Genomic DNA, 19,436 nt, shown 5'->3' on the forward strand with positions numbered 1-19,436 from the left:
CGCCCCATGACCACCTATTCCGCCCTGACCACCCTGAAGGGCCGCGATGCTGCCCAGGCCTTGGGAGAAATGCTGGAAGACGTCGATCCCATTCCCACCGGCGTCGGCGTGTTCGAGATGGAAGACGGCTCGGGCCTGTGGGAGGTCGGCGCCTATTTCCTGGAGGCCCCCGACGATGTGGCGCTGGCGCTGGCGGCGGCGGCTTTCGGGGCCAGACCCTTCACCGTCTCGGAAGTGCCGGAAACCGATTGGGTGGCCAAGGTGAAGCGCGAACTGGCACCGGTCGAGGCCGGGCGCTTTTTCGTCTACGGCTCGCATGATGCCGACAAGCTGCCCGTGGGCCGGATCGGCCTGCTGATCGAGGCCGCCATGGCCTTCGGCACCGGCCATCATGGCACCACGCTGGGCTGTCTCAAGGCGCTGGACCGGCTGCTGGAGCAGGGCGTGACCTGCCAGAAGGTTGCCGATATCGGCTGTGGCACCGCCGTTCTGGGCATGGCCGCGGCGCGGGTCTGGCCGATCACGGTGCTGGCCTCGGACATCGACGAAGTGGCGGTCGAAGTGGCGGCGGCGAATGTGGCGTCGAACGGGCTGGAAGGCCGGGTGCTCTGCGTCGAGGCCGCCGGCTTCGATCATCCCGATCTGGCCGGGCAGGCGCCTTTCGATCTGGTCTTTGCCAATATCCTGATGGGCCCCCTGCTGGCGCTGGCGCCGGACATGGGGGGCGCCGTGGCGGCGGGGGGTCATGCGATCCTGTCAGGGATCCTGAACGCGCAGGCCGATGCAGTGATCGAGGCCTATGAGGATGCGGGCTTTGCCCTGATCCAGCGCGACGTGGAAGGCGACTGGACGACCCTGACCCTGCAACGCGCCGCCTGAGGCAAAGAAAAAGGCCGCGAGGATCTATCCCGCGGCCCGTCTCCGGCAATGATGTTGGTGCCGCCGGTCACACATTTACGGTTTTCCGCGCGACCTTTTCGATATCGGCGTAGGTCAGGCCCACATCGGCCAGTTCACGCGCCGACAGTTTCATCAGGGCATTGCGGGTCTGGCGCGTTTGAGTCCAGGCCCGGAAACGGGTCAGCAGTTGTGCCGGCAGGGAAAAGACCGAACCGGTAGCTTGCGGCAGGGCGTGGGCGTGTACGTAGGCCATGACAGACCATCCTTCTAGAGTTTTCAAAGTGGTGAGGAATTCATCGTTCTCGAGTCGCCAGATAGGAAAACTTTCGCACCCCGGCAACTGGCGCAGCGCGCATGTCCGTCATGCAGAAATGGCAAGGGTGTTTCTGGTGCCAAGAGCATTGAAAACTGGACTTAATTCCAGGTCTCGGAATGTCGTTTTCAGGCCCCGATTCCGGCCAGGATGTCGGTTTCAGACCGCGCCGGAAAATTTACCTGGCGTCGAAACCCACGGGCAATCCATTTTACAGATGTTCTTGTTTCGTGCTATGCGTGCCAAAATAACAACGGGCAGGCAGGCAGATGCGCATTCTGGGGATCGATCCGGGGCTGAGGCGACTCGGCTGGGGCGTGATCGACGTTGACGGAACCAAGATCCGCCATGCGGCCAACGGCACGCTGGTATCGGGCAACGGCAGTCTGGCCGAACGCCTGCTGCGCCTGCATATCGAGCTGACCGATATCCTGTTGTGCTATGCACCGACCCATGCGGCGGTTGAACAGACCTTCGTCAACCGCGATCCGGTGGGCACGCTGAAGCTGGGGCAGGCGCGGGGGATCGCCCTTCTGGTTCCGGCGCAAGCCGGGTTGCCGATCGGCGAATACGCCCCCAACGCGGTGAAAAAGGCGGTGGTCGGTGTTGGGCACGCCCACAAGGACCAGATCGGCGCGATGATCCGGCTGCATTTCCCCGGCGTGGAACCCGAAGGTCCCGATGCCGCCGATGCGCTGGCCATCGCGCTGTGTCACGCCCATCACCTGCAATCGGCGGGCCGGCTTGAGGCCGCGCTGCGCAGGGCCTCCGCATGATCGGGCGGCTGTCGGGACAACTGGCCTATCGCGGCAGCGATCACGTGATGATCGACGTCGGCGGGGTGGGCTACCTGGTCTATTGCTCTGATCGCACGCTGGCGACGCTTCCGGCGCGCGGGGCTTTCGTGTCGCTCTATACCGATCTTCTGGTACGCGAGGATCTGCTGCAGCTTTTCGGCTTCGAAAGCCTTGTGGAAAAGGAATGGTACCGCCTGCTGCTGACCGTGCAGGGGGTGGGCGCCAAGGCGGCGCTGGCCATCCTCGGCACGCTGGGCCCGGACGGGGTCAGCCGGGCCATTGCCCTTGGCGATGCGGCGGCGGTCAAGGCCGCTCAAGGCGTCGGCCCGAAAATTGCGCAACGGGTGGTGAACGAGTTGAAGGACAAGGCGCCTTCGGTGATGGCGATGAGCGGCGCGGGCACCCAGCCCGCCACCGCGCCCTCCACGGCAGACACGGCAGTGCTGGAAACCCCCGCGCCCGCAGCCCCCGCGCCGTCCATCGACGCTTCTGCGCAGGCCGACGCACTCTCGGCGCTGACCAACCTCGGCTATGGCCCGTCCGAAGCCGCCTCTGCCGTGGCCCAGGCCAGTGGCGAGACGCCCGAGGCCGATACCACCGCCTTGATCCGCGCCGCCCTGCGCCTGCTGGCCCCGAAGGAGTGATCGCGTGACCCAGACTCCGGATCCCACCCTGCGTCCCGAACCCCGGCCCGAAGATGCCGACCGCGCCCTGCGCCCGCAATCGCTGGACGAATTCACAGGCCAGGCTGAGGCGCGCGCCAACCTGCATGTCTTCATCCAGTCCGCCCGCCAGCGCGGCGAGGCGATGGATCACACCCTGTTCTACGGCCCGCCCGGCCTCGGCAAGACCACGCTGGCCCAGATCATCGCCCGCGAGCTGGGGGTGAACTTCCGCATGACCTCGGGCCCGGTGCTGGCCAAGGCCGGCGATCTGGCCGCCATCCTGACCAACCTCGAAAGCCGCGATGTCCTTTTCATCGACGAGATCCACCGGCTCAACCCGGCGGTGGAAGAGGTGCTCTACCCGGCGCTGGAGGACTTCGAACTGGATCTGGTGATCGGCGAAGGCCCCGCCGCCCGCACCGTCCGGATCGAGCTTCAGCCCTTCACCCTGGTCGGCGCCACCACCCGGCTCGGGTTGCTGACGACCCCGCTGCGCGACCGCTTCGGCATCCCCACGCGGCTGCAATTCTACACCGAAGACGAATTGCACCAGATCGTCACCCGTGGCGCCCGCCTGCTGGGCATCCCCTCGGATCCCGAAGGCGCGCGCGAGATCGCCCGCCGCGCCCGTGGCACCCCGCGCATCGCCGGACGGCTGCTGCGCCGGGTGGTAGATTTCGCGCTGGTTGAAGGCGACGGCCGCCTCAGCCGGGCCATCGCCGACCTAGCCCTGACCCGCCTTGGCGTGGACCACCTGGGTCTGGATGGCGCCGACCGACGCTACCTGACCCTGATTGCCGAGCACTATGGCGGTGGTCCCGTGGGCATCGAAACCATGGCCGCCGCCCTGTCCGAAAGCCGCGACGCGCTGGAGGAGGTGATCGAGCCCTACCTGCTGCAACAGGGCCTGATCCAGCGCACGCCGCGCGGTCGCATGCTGGCCCGCCGGGCCTGGCAGCACCTGGGCCTGCAGGCCCCGCGCGACCCCGATCAGGGCCTGCTGGAACTCTGACGCGCGCCCTGCGCCACTTTTTCTTGTCGAAAATACTCCCGCCGGAGGCACGAAATCTGACGGCATCCCGCTTGCCAGACCGCGCTTGCCTTCGCATAACGCGGCCATGACACCGCAAGCCCTGACCGCCCTGTTCACCCGCTCCGACGACAGTTTCGCCTTCGCCCGCTGGGGGCGCCCCATCGCGCCGGTGATCTTCGGCGTGACCGAAGAGACCCTGCCGGTGCTGAAAGGCGCGCTTGAGGCCGTGGTCGCCCTGGCCGATCACAAGCTGGCCGAGACCGATCCCGAGCTTGGCGCCAACCTGATGATCTTCTTCTTCCGCGACTGGGCGGAACTGACCGAGACACCCAACCTCGACAAGATGATCCCCGACCTCGGCCCGCTGGTCGACCGCCTGCAACAGGCCGGGGCCAACCAGTACCGCATCTTCCGCTTCGACACGGACGGCGCGATCAAGGCGTGTTTCGTCTTCCTACGCATGGATGCGGAGCTTTCGGCGGTGCCGGCGGAGACCCTGGCGCTCAGCCAGGTGGTGCAATCGATGCTGCTGTGGTCCGACACCGCGTTCCGGCAAATGTCGCCGCTGGCGGTGGTGCCCGACACCGGCCACACCATCCTGCGCCCCGAGATCGGCGCCCTGCTGCGCGCCGCCTATGACCCGGTGCTGCCCGCCAGCGCCCAGGACCCCAGCCACGCCCTGCGCCTGTTTGCAAGGATGCAGACCCGATGAAACGCACCTTGGCGGAATTCGGAGAGCTATGGCCCGCAGAACAGAAACTGCGGGAGGAGGTGCACACCGGGCATCTGGTGATCATCTCGGACACTCTGCCGCCCGAGGATGCCCCGCACGCCGTGCGCATCCGCGCCAGCTTCATTGCCTATCTTGCCTTGGGGGGCTGCGAGGACTGCCATCCCAGTCCCCGCGGATTGCGACTCTTCGGGGCTTTCATTGAAGGGGATGACCCAACGCCCGAGGCCGAGACGCCCGGCATGGATTTGTCTGGCTGTGCTTTGGCCGGTGACCTTTGGTTGATTGCTTGTCGCATTCCCGACGTAGTCGTGCTGCGAGGGTCCTCTGTGCAATCCCTTGGCTTGAACCGCTGCCACCTCGCGAATGGATTACAAGCTGATCGCCTCCATGCAACGGGCTCTGTTTTCCTTCGCTATTTGATCTCAAAAGACGAGGTCTTTGTTTCCGGCGCTACGCTCGGAGGTGATTTGAATTGTAAGGGCGCGCAGTTTCAAGCTGGGAAAACTGGTGACGCACTAGCCGCAGATCGTCTTCAAGTTGCAGGCAGTTTCTTCTTCAAAGGCGCAACAGCCAACGGGGAAGTCCGCTTACTAGGTGCCAAGGTGGGTGGAAATTTGGATTGCGGGGGCGCCAAACTAAGAGCCGGCAAGTCAGGCGACGCACTTTCGGCCGATGGCCTTGACGCCCGGGGCGATGTTATTTTGCGTGGCGCGAATATCAAGGGAACAGTTCGTCTTTTGGGAGCGGAGTTAGGTGGGGATTTGGACTCATTTGGCGGGCGGTTCGTTGCCGGGAACAACGGGACCACGTTGTTCGCGGACCGGATGGCTGCCAAGGGCAGCGCTTTTCTGCAAAGCGCGAATAGCAAAGGCGAATTGCGCTTTGATGGGGCCAAGCTCGGAGGGGATCTAAACTGCACCGAAGGGCAATTCACGGCGCGGGACCGCGGGACTGCACTGGTCGCTGATGGGTTGGAAGTCAAAGGCTGTGTATTTCTAACGAGAGTGACGAGTACGGGTACGCTAAAATTTGCCGGGGCGGCGCTGGGCGGGGATTTGGACTGCACGGGCGGAAAATTCACTGCGGGGGGAGGCAGGGCAGCGCTTTTCGCGCAAGCGTTGGAGGCCGAGGGCGGCTTTATCTTGCGGGGCGATGGGATAGTTGCCGAGAGCCTTGTTCTGACGAATGCTCGTGTCTCTGCGGTTATTGATGATCTGCACTGCTGGCCAGCGGCGGGGCATCTGGCTTTTGACGGGTTTCGCTATGATGCGATTTACTCCACGGCGCTTTCAGCCAAGGAGCGACTGGAGTGGCTGAGCCGCCAATGTCGCGAAGGGGAACCCTTCAAACCCCAACCCTATGAACAGCTTGCAAAAGTGTTTCGTGACATGGGCCATCAGGACGATGCGCGCACCGTTCTGATCGAAAGGGAGCGGTTGCAGCGTTTGGATCGGCGCCAGCGGGTTGGTCGGCTCAAGCGGATTGTCTTGACGGTAGGTGACGGGCTGTTGGCTGGAACGACGGGCTATGGTCGCGCGCCGTTCCGGGCCATGCTCTGGTTGTTGGGGTTTCTGGGGCTGGGTTGGTTTCTGTTTCAGACGGCTGTGGACCAAGACGCCATCAAGCCCAACAACGCCGTCGTGCTGCGCAGTGCCGAGTGGGCTGCCTGCAGTCAAGACTATCTGGCCGGTCCCGAGATGCCGCAATTGCGATGGCGCAGCCATGATGCCAGCCAATTGGCGTGTTTTGAGCGTCAGCCAGAGGCCGCGGCCTATCCCAAGTTCAGCGCGTTCTGGTATTCGATGGACACGCTGTTTCCGCTTGTGGATCTGGAGATGCAGACTCACTGGATTCCGGATGAACGGGAAGCAGACTGGGCACGATGGTATCTCTGGCTCCACATCATCGCGGGCTGGGGCTTGTCGCTGTTGGCAGTGGCCGGGTTCTCGGGGCTGATCAAGTCTGATTGAGCGGTCGCAGATTGCCAGTCCGGCCCGCGCCCCGTAGCCTGCGCTGAATTTTGGGGAGCACACACCATGCAGGCAGATGCCGCCGCCTTTCGGCTGGAACAGCGCGCCTTGCGGGTTGGCAAATGGGCCAACCTCGGCATGGCCATCGCAGGCGTGCTGGCGGCCTGGCTGTCGAACTCGCAGGCGCTGCTGGTGGACGGGCTGTTCTCGATGGTCGGGTTCCTGTCGGCCATCGTGGCGATCCGGATCAGCAGCAACACCCGGCGCGGGGCCGATGACAATCGGCCCATGGGCTATGCGGTGGACGAATCCATCTACCAGACCTTCCGCTCGCTTCTGCTGCTGGGGCTGGTGATGTTCGGCATCACCAGTGCCGCCATGAACATCGCCCGCTACGCCGCCGGGGCCGAGATGCCGCCGCTGAACTTCAATGTGATCGTCGTCTATTTCGTGGGGATCTGCGCCACCTGCCTGGCATTGGCCCTGATCCACTACCGGGCCTGGGTCCGCAGTGGACGCATCAGCGACATTCTGCGGCTGGAGATGCTGGCGGCGCGCTATGACGGATTCATCACCCTGGCCGCCGGGGCCGGGCTGTCGCTGGGGCCGTATCTGTCCACCACACCGCTGGCCTGGATGGCGCCGATCATGGATTCGCTGGTGGTCATCTTCCTGTGCGGCATCTCGATCAGCATGTACTGGCGCGAATTCCGCGGCGGGCTGGCTGAACTGGCGGGGGTGACCGCCGCGCCGGATGTTCTGGCCTCCGCCGAAACAGCCATCATCCCGGCGCTGGCGTCGCTGGGGATGAACATCCGCGAGATCTCGCTGATCAAGCAGGGCCGGCGCTTCCAGATGATCCTGTACGTGCGGCCCGCCCGGCCGGTCACGGGCCGACGGGTTGACGCGGCCACCCATGCGGTCAAAAAGGCGCTGTACCCGGTGCTGGGGCGCGTCGATTGCGTTCTGGTGCCCACCGAAGAGGGCCGCGACCTGTCGCTGGCCCAGATCCGTCCCGACCCGACCGAGGCCCCCGCGTGACCCAGACCGCCGACCAGATCCAGATCCGCGTCTACTATGAAGACACCGACCTTGCGGGCATCGTCTATTACGCCAACTACCTGAAATTCATCGAACGCGGCCGGACCGAGTTCCTGCGCACGCGCGGTGTCGATCAGGGGGCCTACAAGGCCCAGACCGGCGTCGTCTTCGCCGCCCGGCGGGTCGAGGCCGACTATCTGGCGCCCGCCGTGTTCGACGATCTGCTGACCGTGGAAACCCGTCTGTCGGCCATCAGGGGCGCGCGCATCTTCATGACCCAGACCGTGCTGCGCGACGGCGATACGCTGTTTCGGGCGCAGGTCACCCTTGCGGCGATGACCGAGGACGGCAAGCCCACCCGTGTTCCGGCGGATCTTTGCGCGCGGCTTGACCGGGTGCTTGAATAACGCGCTTGTCATAGCCAAGTCTGCCCGGTTCGAGTAGACTGGCGCAACCCGACCGGCCGCAGAGCCGCGCGAATACAGGCAGAATTCATGGACCCGATCGACTTCACGCTCTGGGCGCTGTTCGCCCGCGCCACCCTGACGGTAAAGCTCGTCATGCTGCTGCTGCTGGCCGCTTCGGTCTACAGTTGGGCCATCATCATCCAGAAGCATCTCGCGTTCCGCAGCGCCAAGCGCGCCGCGAAGAAATTCGACCGCGCCTTCTGGTCGGGCGAGCCGCTGGACGGGCTTTATTCCGACGTTGCCGACAAGCCGCGCAACGCCCCCGAGCGGATCTTCGTGGCCGGCATGACGGAATGGCAGCGCAGCTACAAGACCGATGGCGCGATGATCCCCGGCGCCTCGATGCGCATCGACCGCAACATGGATGTGGCCATCGCGCGGGAGGCCGAGCGTCTGAACGCGGGTCTGCCGTTTCTGGCCACCGTGGGATCGACCGCGCCCTTCATCGGGCTGTTCGGCACGGTCTGGGGCATCATGCACAGTTTCGAACAGATCGCGGTCAGCCAGTCCACCAATCTTGCGGTGGTGGCGCCGGGCATCTCCGAGGCGCTGCTGGCCACCGGTATCGGCCTGTTGGCGGCCATCCCGGCGGTGATCTTCTACAACAAGCTGACGTCCGAAAGTGCGCGGCTGGTGGGCGGCTACGAGGTGTTCGCCGATGAATTTGCCACGCTTCTGTCGCGCGAGAGTGCCTGAGCATGGGCGCCCAGCTTCTTGATGACGGCGGCCCCAGCGCCCGCAAGGGCCGGCGCCGCCGGGCGCGCTCTGCCGCGCCGATGTCCGAAATCAACGTCACGCCCTTCGTCGATGTCATGCTGGTGCTGCTCATCATCTTCATGGTGGCCGCGCCGCTGATGACCGTGGGCGTGCCGATCAAGCTGCCCGAAACCGCCGCAACCCCGCTGCCGGCGCAGGACGAGGAACCGCTGACCATCACCATCGCCTCCGATGGCCGCCTGATGATCCAGACCACCCAGACCCCGGCCGATCAGCTGATCCCCAAGCTGCGCGCCATCGCCGCCGAACGCAGCGATGACCAGATCTATCTGCGCGCCGATGGCGCCATCGACTATGGCGTTGTCATGCAGGTCATGGGCGCGCTGAACGCCGCCGGGTTCGGCAAGATCGGGCTGGTGACGGACCCCGGCGGGCCCTTGCTGGACGGCACCTCTGCGGACGCCCCGTAGGGCCGATGCAGACCGGTCTCAAATTCTCGCTGGGCGGGCATGGGGCGCTGATCCTCGTGGCGCTGGTGGGCTGGCCCTTTGCCGGACAGACCCCGCCCGAGCCGCTGGGCGCGGTGGATGTGACCCTGATCGATGCCGCGACGCTCAGCCCCGGCGCGCTGGTGGACACCCCGGCGCCGTTCGAGGCTGCTTCGGCCCCCGAGATCGCCGCGGCGCCTGCCGCCGATGCGCTGCCCGAAACGCCCGCGCCGTCCGATCCCGTTCCGGAGCCGGAGCCGCTGCCCGAGGCCGAACCGCTGCCCGATCTGCCCGCACCGCCGCCGGTGGACCGGGTCGCCCCGGTGCCACAGCCGCAATTGCCCGAGGATCTGCCGGAAGCGCCCGAGCGGCAGGAGGCGGTGGAAGCCGTGCCCGAACCCGCCCCCGAGGCCGTGGAGGCCGAGGAGCAGGAGGCCACCGCCCCCGAGGCCGCCGCCCCCGAGATCGTGACCGAGGCCACGGAAACCGCACTGGCGCCGGTCACCGTGCAGGTGCCACGCCGCCGCCCGCCGCAGCCGGACCCGCAGCCCGATCCCGCGCCCGTCGAACCTGCGCCCGCCGACCCCGCCCCCGAACAGCCCGCCGCCCAAGACCCCGTCGCCGCCGCCCTGGCCGAGGCTCTGGGCACGCCGGAAACCGAGGCCGAGACCCCTACGGCCCCCGCCGCTTCCGGCCCGCCGCTGACGCAAGGCGAGCGGGAAGGACTGCGCGTGGCCGTCGGTCAATGCTGGAACTTTTCCTCGCTGGGCACCGATGCGGCCAAGGTCACGGTGGTGGTCGCGATGGAGATGGGGCTTGACGGACGCCCCTCGAACCTGCGGATGGTGTCATACGAGGGGGGCGGAGACACGGCGGCCCAGCAGGCCTATGAAACCGCGCGCCGCGCGATCCTGCGCTGCCAGCCGTTCGACCTGCCGCCCGAGAAGTACGACCAGTGGCAAACCATCGAGATGACCTTCAACCCCGAAAGGATGCGCCGCAAATGACCCGGACCCGTGTTCTGGCCGTTCTGGCCACCACCCTTCTGGCCCTGTTCTCCGCTCCGCTCCATGCCCAGACCGGGCAGGGGCCGCTCAGGATCGAGATCACTGAAGGCGTGATCGAACCCCTGCCCATCGCCATCGCGCCCTTCGTGGTCGAAGGCAACGCCGCCCCGCAACTGGCGCGCGACATCACCGCCGTGGTGGCCTCGGATCTGGAGGGCAGCGGGCTGTTCCGTCCGATTTCCGAAACCGCCTTCATCTCGCAGGTGACCAATTTCAACACGCCGGTGCAATACGCCGACTGGAAGGCGATCAACGCGCAGGGTCTGGTGACCGGGGCGGTGACCGTGCAGGGCGACCGGATCACGGTGAAATTCCGCCTGTTCGACACGTTCTCCGAGGCCCCCTTGGGCGAGGGGTTGCAATTCACCGGCACCGCCAACGCCTGGCGACGGCTGGGCCACAAGGTTGCCGATCAGGTCTATTCGCGGATCACCGGCGAGGGCGGCTATTTCGACAGCCGCGTGGTCTTCGTCTCCGAAACCGGCCCAAAGAACGCCCGCCAGAAGCGGCTGGCGGTGATGGATTACGATGGCGAGAACCAGGGCTTCCTGACCGACAGCCAGACGCTGGTGCTGGCGCCGCGGATCTCGGCGGATGGCTCGGAAGTTCTCTATACCTCCTACGCCACCGGGTTCCCGCAGGTGACGCGGCTGGACACGCGGACGCTGGAAAGCCGCCCGCTGGAAGGCCAGCCCGAGGGCATGACCTTCTCGCCGCGCTACGCACCGGACGGCAAAAGCGTGCTGTTCTCGATGGCCGTAGGCGGCAACACGGATATTTACTCCCTGCCTCTCAACGGCGGAGAACGCCAACGTCTGACCACCGCCCCGTCGATCGAGACCGCGCCCAGCTATTCGCCGGACGGGTCGCAGATCGTCTTTGAATCCGACCGTTCCGGCAGCCCGCAACTGTACGTCATGCCGGCAGGCGGTGGAGAGCCGCGGCGGATTTCCTTCGGGCAGGGCCGCTATGGCACGCCGGTATGGTCGCCGCGCGGCGATCTGATCGCCTTCACCAAGCAGAACCGGGGCCGGTTCCACATCGGCGTGATGCGGGTGGACGGGTCCGAGGAACGGCTGCTGACCGCCTCGTTCCTGGACGAAGGCCCGACCTGGGCGCCCAATGGCCGCGTGGTGATGTTTACTCGCGAGACCGCCGGGGCGGGGGGCGAGCCGTCGCTCTATTCCGTCGATATCACCGGGCGCAACCTGCGGCGGGTCAAGACCCCCGGCGCGGCCTCGGACCCGGCCTGGTCGCCGCTTCTTGATTAACCTGCGCATTTGCATCCGCACCGCGCGCTGCTAGCCTGCCCGCCAAACGTCACCGCTTGATTTCAGGACCTGTCCCATGACCCGATTTGCCCGACTGCTTCCCCTTTGCGCGCTGGTGGCGCTGGCCGCCTGTTCCGATCCGTTCGGCGGTACGGGCACCGGGCAGACCGCCGCGCCGGGCAGTGCCGCTGACCCAAGTTCGGTGGCCTATTTCCAGCAGACCGTGGGCGACCGCGTGCTGTTCCAGGTCGATCAGGCGGTGCTGACCGACAGCGCCCGCGCCACGGTGAACCAGCAGGCCAAATGGCTGACCGCCAACGGCGCCTATACCGCCGTGGTCGAGGGCCATGCGGATGAACAGGGCACGCGGGAATACAACCTTGCCCTGGGCGCCCGCCGCGCCACCGCCGTGCGCGACCAGCTGGTCGAAGCCGGGGTCGCGCCGGGCCGCATCCGGACCCTGACCTATGGCAAGGAACGCCCGCTGGAGATCTGCTCGGAAGAGGCCTGCTATGAGAAAAACCGCCGCGCCGTCACGGTGCTGACCGCCGGGGGCACCTCATGATCCGCGCCTTCGCGCTGGCGCTGATCCTCTGGCCCGGTGCACTGCTGGCGCAGGATCGGGCCGCCACGCTGGCCGACATCCGCCAGCATCTGACCGTGCTGAAGGTCGAGATCGACGGCCTGCGGCGCGAATTGTCCACCACCGGCACCGCCATGGGCGGCAGCGGGCTGGGGCAGGGGCCGCTGGCCCGATTGGACGCGATCGAGGCCGAGTTGCAGCGTCTGACCGCCCAAAGCGAGGAAATGGTGCATCGCATCGACCGCATCGTGCAGGATGGCACCAACCGCATCGGCGATCTGGAGTTTCGCCTGACCGAACTGGAAGGCGGCGATCTGGGCGCCCTGGGCCAGACCCCGCCGCTGGGCGGCGAACTGCCCCTGCCCAACGATCCGGTGCCGCCGCCCGCCGAGGTTGAACTGGCGGTGGGCGAGCAGGCCGATTTCGACGCCGCGCTGAAACTGGCAAAGGAAGGCACGCCCGCCGATGCCTATGAAGCGCTGAACCGGTTCGTCGACACCTATCCGCGCAGCCCGCTGGCCGCCGAGGCGCAACTGTTCCGGGGCGACGCGCTGGCGGCCCTTGGCAATCCCACGCAAGCGGGCCGCGCCTACTTGGAAAGCTACACGCTGGCCGAGTTGGAAAACCCCGGCCTTGCCGCCGAGGCGCTGTTCAAGCTGGGCGACACGCTGGCCGGGTTGGGCCAGACCCCTGAAGCCTGCATCACCCTGGGCCAGGTCGTGGCCGGGTTTCCGGGCACCACGGCGGCCACGCAGGCCGAATCGCGGTTGAGCGGCCTGAGCTGCTCGTGACCCCTGCGGCGCGGCTGGCGGCGGCGCTGGCGGCGCTGCCGCAGGGCGCGCCGCAAAGGATCGGCGTGGCGGTCTCGGGCGGCGGCGATTCCATGGCGCTGTTGCATCTGCTGGCTGACTGGGCGCGCGGGAACGCCTGTGATCTGGCGGTGGTCACCGTGGATCACGGGTTGCGCCCGGAAGCCGCCGACGAGGCCGCGCTGGTGCAGCAGGCCGCGCGAAACTTGAACCTTCCGCATGACATCCTGCGCTGGACCGATGCGGACGGCGACAGCGGCAATCTGGCGGCGCGGGCCCGCACCGCGCGGCTGGACCTGATCGCCGGCTGGGCGCGGCAGCGCGGCATCGCGCAGGTGGCGCTGGCCCACACCCGCGACGATCAGGCGGAAACCGTGCTGCTGCGGCTGGCGCGCGGCTCGGGCGTCGATGGGCTGTCGGCGATGGCGCCAAACCGTCCCGATGCGGCGCGCGGTGTCACCTGGTTGCGCCCGCTGTTGCAGGTCCGGCGGGCCGAGTTGCGGGATGAACTGACCCGGCGCGATCAGTCCTGGGCGGAAGATCCCAGCAATGCCGACCGTCGCTTCGACCGGGTGCGCGCACGGGCGCTGCTGGCCGACCCGCCGCTGCCGGGGCTGGAGGTCGACCGGTTGGCCGAAACCGCCACCCGCATGGCCGCCGCCCGCGCGGTTCTGGCGGATCTGGCCGTTACAGCCGCCGCCCGGTTGGCCGGATCCGAGGCCGGGGTGCTGCATCTTGACGCCGCCGGGCTGGCGGATCTGCCTGACGAGACCCGCTGGCGGCTGCTGTCCGGGGCGCTGTGCACCATTGCAGGCACCGCCTACCGCCCCCGCCTGTCGGCGCTGCAACAGGCCGATGCACAGGCGGCGGCGGGCAAGGTCGCGGCCCTGCACGGCTGTCTTCTGGTGCCGGCGCGCGGGCGGCTGTGGATCACCCGCGAACCCTCGGCTTTGCCCCCCGAACCGCTGCCGGTCAGCCTGTGGGATGGCCGCTGGAAGATCGAGGGCGCTTTCGACCCGGAGATCATCGTCGCGCCGCTGGGCGAACCCGGCCTTGCGCGCTTCCCGCAATGGCGCGAAATGGGGCTTCCCTTCGCGGTGGCGCAGGCGCTTCCGGGCCTGTGGTGGGACGGCGATCTGCTGGCCGCGCCGGCGGTTCCGGGGGCCCAAACAGGGGCGCCGCAATGGCGCGCCACGGCCCAATCAAGGTTAACCGCGTTCGCCGCAGTGCTGAAACCTGATTGAACTGGCGCGTGGGTTCCTTATCTTAAGGGGAAGACTTGCGGCCATTGCCGCATCCACAAAGGAGATCCCCTTGGGAAACGCTCGTAATATCGCCTTCTGGGTGGTGCTGTTCCTGCTGATTCTTGCGCTGTTCAACCTGTTCTCGGGTGGCCAGTCGACGATGTCGTCGCGGTCGATCAGCTATTCCGACTTCGTGCAGGCTGTCGAAAACAAAGAGGTCAGCTCTGTCACCCTGGATGGCGAGAAGGTTCTGTTCCGCGGCAATGACGGGCAGGACTATGTCACGATCGTGCCCCAGGGCAGCCAGGTCGCCGACATGCTGATCGTCAACGAGGTCGCCGTCAGCGCGCGCCCGCAGGAGCAGTCGGGCTTCACAACCCTGCTGATGACCTTCCTGCCATTCCTGCTGCTGATCGGCGTCTGGATCTACTTCATGAACCGGATGCAGGGCGGTGGACGCGGTGGCGCCATGGGCTTTGGCAAATCCAAGGCCAAGCTGCTGACCGAAAAGCACGGGCGTGTCACATTCGACGACGTGGCGGGCATCGACGAGGCCAAGGAAGAACTGGAAGAAATCGTCGAATTCCTGCGCAATCCGCAGAAATTTTCCCGTCTGGGCGGCAAAATCCCGAAAGGCGCCCTGCTGGTCGGCCCTCCGGGCACCGGTAAGACGCTGCTGGCACGCGCCATCGCGGGCGAAGCGGGCGTGCCCTTCTTCACCATTTCGGGCTCGGATTTCGTGGAAATGTTCGTCGGTGTCGGCGCCTCACGCGTTCGTGACATGTTCGAACAGGCCAAGAAAAACGCCCCCTGCATCGTCTTCATCGACGAGATCGACGCCGTGGGCCGGTCCCGTGGCGTGGGCTATGGCGGCGGCAACGACGAGCGCGAACAGACCCTGAACCAGTTGCTGGTCGAAATGGACGGCTTCGAGGCCAACGAGGGCATCATCATCGTCGCGGCCACCAACCGTCCCGACGTGCTGGACCCGGCGCTGCTGCGTCCTGGCCGCTTCGACCGTCAGGTGCAGGTACCCAATCCCGACATCAAGGGCCGCGAGAAAATTCTGGGTGTGCACGCCCGCAAGGTGCCGCTGGGCCCCGACGTGGATCTGCGCATCATCGCGCGCGGCACGCCGGGCTTCTCGGGTGCCGATCTGGCCAACCTCGTGAACGAATCAGCCCTGATGGCGGCGCGCGTCGGACGGCGCTTCGTGACCATGGAGGATTTCGAAAGCGCCAAGGACAAGGTGATGATGGGGGCCGAGCGCCGATCCATGGTCATGAGCGAGGACGAAAAGAAGCTGACGGCCTATCACGAGGCCGGGCACGCGGTGGTGGGGCTGTATGTTCCGCAGCATGATCCGATCCACAAGGCGACGATCATCCCGCGCGGCCGGGCGCTGGGTCTGGTGATGTCGCTGCCGGAACGCGATCAGCTGAGCGTCACCTACACCAAGTACAAGTCCAAGATCGCCATGGCGATGGGCGGCAAGGTGGCCGAGGAGCTGATCTTCGGGAAGGAAAACGTGACCTCGGGCGCGGCATCGGACATTCAGCAGGTGTCGCGCATCGCGCGGGCCATGGTGACCCAGTTCGGCTTCTCGGACGACCTGGGCAATATCGATTATGCCAACGAACAGGAAAGCTTCCTGGGACCGTACCAGGGCCAGTCGAACGTCTCGCCGGAAACACAGCGGCGCATCGACGAGGAAGTGCGCAAGCTGGTGGACGAAGGCTATGAGGTGGCCAAGCGCATCCTGACAGAGCATGCCGAAGAGCATCATCGTCTGGCCGAGGCGCTGCTGGAATACGAGACCCTGACCGGGTCGGAGATCACCAAGGCGATGGCAGGCGAGCCGCTGAACCGGGGCGAGGATGACGACAACACGCCTTCGGGCAATGCGCCGTCGATTACCGCCATTCCCAAGACCAAACCGCGCAACAAGCCCGGCGGCGAGAACGGGATGGAGCCTGAACCTTCGAGCTGATCCCCACCGGACCCGACAATTCGACCCCTCGCTGCCCCACCGGGCCGCGGGGGGTCTTTTTTTGCGCCGGTACGGCGCGGTACGGGCAAATCTGGCGCATCCCATTTTCGCCATGTCGGAAATGCGCCTCCCCGCCGGGGTCAGGCGCAGTATGGCTGGAGGCAGGGGCGCGCCAGCGCCGGGAAGATCAGGGCGGAGAACAGGACATGGGTTTCAAGACCGACATCGAAATCGCACGGGAAGCCAGCAAGAAACCCATTCAACAGATCGGGGCGGGGCTGGGCATTCCCGAAGACAGTCTGATCCCCTTCGGCCATGACAAGGCCAAGGTGGCGGCTGAGTTCATCGCCGGAGTACAGGATCGCCCCAACGGCAAGCTGATCCTCGTCACCGCCATCAACCCGACGCCGGCGGGCGAGGGCAAGACCACCACCACCGTGGGGCTGGGCGACGGGCTGAACGCCATCGGCAAGAACGCGGCGATCTGCATTCGCGAGGCCTCGCTGGGGCCGTGTTTCGGGATGAAGGGCGGGGCCGCGGGCGGCGGCTATGCACAGGTGGTGCCGATGGAGGACATGAACCTGCATTTCACCGGCGATTTCCACGCCATCACCTCGGCCCACAACCTGCTGTCGGCGATGATCGACAATCACATCTACTGGGGCAACAAGCTGGAGATCGACGAGCGGCGGGTGGTCTGGCGCCGGGTCATGGACATGAACGACCGGGCGCTACGGGACATCGTCACCTCGCTGGGCGGGGTGTCCAACGGCTTTCCGCGCCAGACCGGGTTCGACATCACCGTCGCCTCCGAGGTGATGGCGATCCTGTGCCTATCCAACGATCTGGACGATCTGCAGCGGCGGCTGGGCGATATCATCGTCGCCTATACCCGCGACCGCGCGCCGATCTACTGCCGCGACATCAAGGCCGACGGTGCGATGACGGTGCTGTTGCAGCAGGCAATGCAGCCGAACCTCGTGCAGACGCTGGAAAACAACCCGGCCTTCGTCCACGGTGGCCCCTTTGCCAATATCGCCCATGGCTGCAATTCGGTCGTGGCCACCACCACGGCGCTGAAACTGGCCGATTACGTGGTCACCGAGGCCGGGTTCGGCGCCGATCTAGGGGCCGAGAAGTTCATGAACATCAAGTGCCGCAAGGCCGGGCTGGCGCCCGACTGCGTGGTGCTGGTGGCCACGGTGCGGGCGATGAAGATGAACGGCGGCGTGGCCAAAGTGGATCTGGGGGCCGAGAATGTCGACGCGGTCAAGGCGGGCTGCGCCAACCTGGGCCGTCACATCGGCAATCTGAAATCCTTCGGCGTGCCGGTGGTGGTGGCGATCAACCATTTCACCGGCGATACCGAGGCCGAGGTGCAGGCGGTGCTGGATTACGTCCGCACGCAGGGCTCCGAGGCGCATGTGTGCAGGCATTGGGCCGAAGGGTCGGCCGGGATCACCGGGCTGGCCACACGGGTGGCCCAGATCGCCGACAGTGGCGTGTCGCAGTTCTCGCCGCTTTATCCCGACGACATGCGGCTGTTCCAGAAGATCGAAACCATCGCCAAGCGCATCTATCGCGCCGACGAGGTTCTGGCCGACAAGAAGATCCGCGACCAGCTGCGCGCCTGGGAAGAGGCCGGGTTCGGAAACCTGCCGGTGTGCATGGCCAAGACCCAGTACAGTTTCTCGACCGACCCGAACCTGCGCGGTGCGCCCACCGGCCATTCGCTGCCGGTGCGCGAGGTGCGCCTGTCCGCCGGGGCCGGGTTCATCGTGGTGATCTGCGGCGAAATCATGACCATGCCGGGCCTGCCCAGCGTGCCAAGCGCCGAGGCCATCATGCTGAACGATGCCGGCCAGATCGACGGGCTGTTCTGAGCGATTTGGCCGGTGGTGCGTCTGGAAACGGCGTTGTAGAAGCGGGCAGAAGCCAGTTTCGGAGCGCCGCCGCCATGCAAGACCCAGCCGACTGCCAGACCATGACCGAGCTGCGGGTGGTCATCGACGGGCTGGACCGCGAGCTTGTGCGGCTGCTGGCGCGGCGGCAGGCCTGCATCGACCGCGCCATCGCCCTGAAACCCGCCGAAGGGTTGCCCGCCCGCATCCCCGACCGGGTCGAGGATGTGGTGGCCAAGGTGCGGGCCGAGGCCACGCGCAACGGCGTCGATCCCGACCTGCTGGAGACGCTCTGGCGGCAGTTGATCGACTGGTCGATTGCCCGCGAGGCACGCGTTTTGGGCGATGACGGCGGCTGAGAGTGTACGGGCGCCGGGCGGCCCCGGCGCGTTTTGACGAGGGCCGGACGGGGTTCGGCGGTGACGAGAGAAGGACATCGCATGGCAGCGACGATCATCGACGGCAAGGCTTTCGCGGCCAGGGTCAGGGGCCAGGTGGCCGAGCATGTGGCGCGGCTGAAAGAGGTGCACGGTCTGACCCCCGGTCTGGCCGTCGTGCTGGTGGGGGAGGACCCTGCAAGCCAGGTCTATGTGCGCTCCAAGGGCAAACAGACGGTCGAGGTCGGGATGGCCTCATTCGAGCACAAACTGCCGGCGGAGACCGATCAGGAGACCCTGATGGCGCTGGTGGAGCAGTTGAACTCCGACCCTTCGGTGCATGGCATCCTGGTGCAACTGCCTCTGCCGGATCATCTGGACGAGGAGGCGGTGCTCAACGCCATCAACCCGGCCAAGGATGTGGACGGGTTTCATATCTCGAACGTCGGGCTGCTGGGCACCGGGCAGAAGGCCATGGTGCCCTGCACGCCGCTGGGCTGCCTGATGATGCTGCGCGAACATCATGGATCGCTGTCGGGGATGGATGCGGTGGTGATCGGGCGGTCGAACATCGTCGGCAAGCCGATGGCGCAACTGCTGCTGGGCGACAGTTGCACGGTGACCATCGCGCATTCGCGCACGAAGGATCTGCCCGAAGTGGTGCGCCGCGCCGACATCGTGGTGGCCGCCGTGGGCCGCCCCGAGATGGTGCCGGGCGACTGGATCAAGCCCGGCGCCAGCGTGATCGACGTCGGCATCAACCGCGTGCCCGCCCCGGAGAAGGGCGACGGCAAGACGCGGCTGGTGGGCGATTGCCAGTTCGACAGCTGCGCCGAGATTGCCGGAGCGATCACCCCGGTGCCGGGCGGGGTCGGACCGATGACCATCGCCTGCCTGCTGGCCAACACCCTGACCGCGACCTGCCGGGCCGCCGGTCTGCCCGAGCCGGAGGGGCTGACCGCCTGAGCCTGTGGCGGCGGTGGTCGGCTTTGGTCTGGCAGCTGGGTCTCTGGTGCGGGGAGGGTGCCTCCGGCGGGAGTATTTTTGCCAAGAAAAATTGCAGGTCAGTT

The 19,436-nt window shown here is 66.4% G+C and carries 20 protein-coding genes; 19 read left to right on the plus strand and 1 reads right to left on the minus strand.

Translation table 11 applies throughout. From position 1 onward, the window contains the following. Window positions 1-6: 6 nt before the first annotated feature. Window positions 7-879 (plus strand): 50S ribosomal protein L11 methyltransferase, encoded by an 873-nt coding sequence (locus tag AB0T83_RS00300; protein WP_366190563.1) that lies wholly within the window; start codon window positions 7-9, stop codon window positions 877-879. Between the two features lie 67 nt (window positions 880-946). Here the strand turns inward: AB0T83_RS00300 and AB0T83_RS00305 are convergent, their stop codons facing one another. Next, the gene (locus AB0T83_RS00305; RefSeq protein WP_366190565.1) at window positions 947-1,153 is read right to left on the minus strand and encodes a DUF1127 domain-containing protein; all 207 of its coding nucleotides are present in this window, start codon (window positions 1,151-1,153) and stop codon (window positions 947-949) included. 329 nt (window positions 1,154-1,482) lie between these two features. Between AB0T83_RS00305 and ruvC the strand changes: the two genes are divergently transcribed. From ruvC to folD, 18 genes are all read left to right on the plus strand, one after another. Next, window positions 1,483-1,989 carry a crossover junction endodeoxyribonuclease RuvC gene (gene ruvC, locus AB0T83_RS00310; RefSeq protein ID WP_366190566.1) on the plus strand — a complete coding sequence of 169 codons (507 nt, stop codon included), beginning with the start codon at window positions 1,483-1,485 and terminating at the stop codon, window positions 1,987-1,989. Beyond that, window positions 1,986-2,654, plus strand: coding sequence for a Holliday junction branch migration protein RuvA (gene ruvA, locus AB0T83_RS00315; protein ID WP_366190567.1), 669 nt, complete (start codon window positions 1,986-1,988; stop codon window positions 2,652-2,654). The genes ruvC and ruvA overlap by 4 nt, the downstream gene beginning before the upstream one ends. Window positions 2,655-2,658: 4 nt before the next feature. Next, window positions 2,659-3,687, plus strand: coding sequence for a Holliday junction branch migration DNA helicase RuvB (ruvB, locus tag AB0T83_RS00320; RefSeq protein WP_366190569.1), 1,029 nt, complete (start codon window positions 2,659-2,661; stop codon window positions 3,685-3,687). Between the two features lie 106 nt (window positions 3,688-3,793). Continuing rightward, window positions 3,794-4,420, plus strand: coding sequence for a hypothetical protein (locus tag AB0T83_RS00325; protein ID WP_366190571.1), 627 nt, complete (start codon window positions 3,794-3,796; stop codon window positions 4,418-4,420). Further along, on the plus strand, window positions 4,417-6,411 hold the full coding sequence (locus AB0T83_RS00330) for a hypothetical protein (RefSeq protein ID WP_366190573.1): 1,995 nt from the start codon (window positions 4,417-4,419) through the stop codon (window positions 6,409-6,411). The genes AB0T83_RS00325 and AB0T83_RS00330 overlap by 4 nt, the downstream gene beginning before the upstream one ends. Before the next feature lie 66 nt (window positions 6,412-6,477). Continuing rightward, complete coding sequence (locus AB0T83_RS00335; protein ID WP_366190575.1) at window positions 6,478-7,452, plus strand: cation efflux transmembrane domain-containing protein; 975 nt, start codon at window positions 6,478-6,480, stop codon at window positions 7,450-7,452. Continuing rightward, window positions 7,449-7,859: a tol-pal system-associated acyl-CoA thioesterase gene (ybgC, locus tag AB0T83_RS00340; RefSeq protein WP_366190577.1), complete on the plus strand. Its 411-nt coding sequence runs from the start codon at window positions 7,449-7,451 to the stop codon at window positions 7,857-7,859. The genes AB0T83_RS00335 and ybgC overlap by 4 nt, the downstream gene beginning before the upstream one ends. 87 nt (window positions 7,860-7,946) lie before the next feature. Continuing rightward, window positions 7,947-8,615 carry a protein TolQ gene (tolQ, locus tag AB0T83_RS00345; RefSeq protein WP_193141832.1) on the plus strand — a complete coding sequence of 223 codons (669 nt, stop codon included), beginning with the start codon at window positions 7,947-7,949 and terminating at the stop codon, window positions 8,613-8,615. 2 nt (window positions 8,616-8,617) lie between these two features. Continuing rightward, a complete protein-coding gene (tolR, locus tag AB0T83_RS00350; protein WP_366190579.1) occupies window positions 8,618-9,106 on the plus strand; it encodes a protein TolR in 489 nt (162 codons plus the stop codon). Window positions 9,107-9,111: 5 nt separating this feature from the next. Then, window positions 9,112-10,131 (plus strand): cell envelope integrity protein TolA, encoded by a 1,020-nt coding sequence (tolA, locus tag AB0T83_RS00355; RefSeq protein ID WP_366190581.1) that lies wholly within the window; start codon window positions 9,112-9,114, stop codon window positions 10,129-10,131. Then, a complete protein-coding gene (gene tolB / locus AB0T83_RS00360; protein ID WP_366190583.1) occupies window positions 10,128-11,462 on the plus strand; it encodes a Tol-Pal system beta propeller repeat protein TolB in 1,335 nt (444 codons plus the stop codon). Before tolA ends, tolB begins: the two co-directional genes overlap by 4 nt. Window positions 11,463-11,538: 76 nt before the next feature. Then, complete coding sequence (gene pal, locus AB0T83_RS00365; RefSeq protein ID WP_366190585.1) at window positions 11,539-12,027, plus strand: peptidoglycan-associated lipoprotein Pal; 489 nt, start codon at window positions 11,539-11,541, stop codon at window positions 12,025-12,027. Beyond that, window positions 12,024-12,836 carry a tetratricopeptide repeat protein gene (locus tag AB0T83_RS00370; RefSeq protein WP_366190587.1) on the plus strand — a complete coding sequence of 271 codons (813 nt, stop codon included), beginning with the start codon at window positions 12,024-12,026 and terminating at the stop codon, window positions 12,834-12,836. Before pal ends, AB0T83_RS00370 begins: the two co-directional genes overlap by 4 nt. After that, a complete protein-coding gene (tilS, locus tag AB0T83_RS00375; RefSeq protein ID WP_366190589.1) occupies window positions 12,833-14,098 on the plus strand; it encodes a tRNA lysidine(34) synthetase TilS in 1,266 nt (421 codons plus the stop codon). Before AB0T83_RS00370 ends, tilS begins: the two co-directional genes overlap by 4 nt. A gap of 70 nt (window positions 14,099-14,168) precedes the next feature. After that, entirely contained in the window at window positions 14,169-16,088 is a 1,920-nt protein-coding gene (gene ftsH, locus AB0T83_RS00380) for an ATP-dependent zinc metalloprotease FtsH (protein ID WP_366190591.1), read from the plus strand. Between the two features lie 206 nt (window positions 16,089-16,294). Beyond that, entirely contained in the window at window positions 16,295-17,971 is a 1,677-nt protein-coding gene (locus AB0T83_RS00385) for a formate--tetrahydrofolate ligase (protein WP_366190593.1), read from the plus strand. 74 nt (window positions 17,972-18,045) lie between these two features. Further along, window positions 18,046-18,348: a chorismate mutase gene (locus AB0T83_RS00390; RefSeq protein WP_366190595.1), complete on the plus strand. Its 303-nt coding sequence runs from the start codon at window positions 18,046-18,048 to the stop codon at window positions 18,346-18,348. Window positions 18,349-18,429: 81 nt separating this feature from the next. Next, a complete protein-coding gene (folD, locus tag AB0T83_RS00395) occupies window positions 18,430-19,332 on the plus strand; it encodes a bifunctional methylenetetrahydrofolate dehydrogenase/methenyltetrahydrofolate cyclohydrolase FolD (protein WP_366190597.1) in 903 nt (300 codons plus the stop codon). Window positions 19,333-19,436: the final 104 nt, after the last annotated feature.

The sequence above is a fragment of the Meridianimarinicoccus marinus genome, from assembly GCF_040689105.1.
Lineage (GTDB): Bacteria > Pseudomonadota > Alphaproteobacteria > Rhodobacterales > Rhodobacteraceae > Meridianimarinicoccus > Meridianimarinicoccus marinus.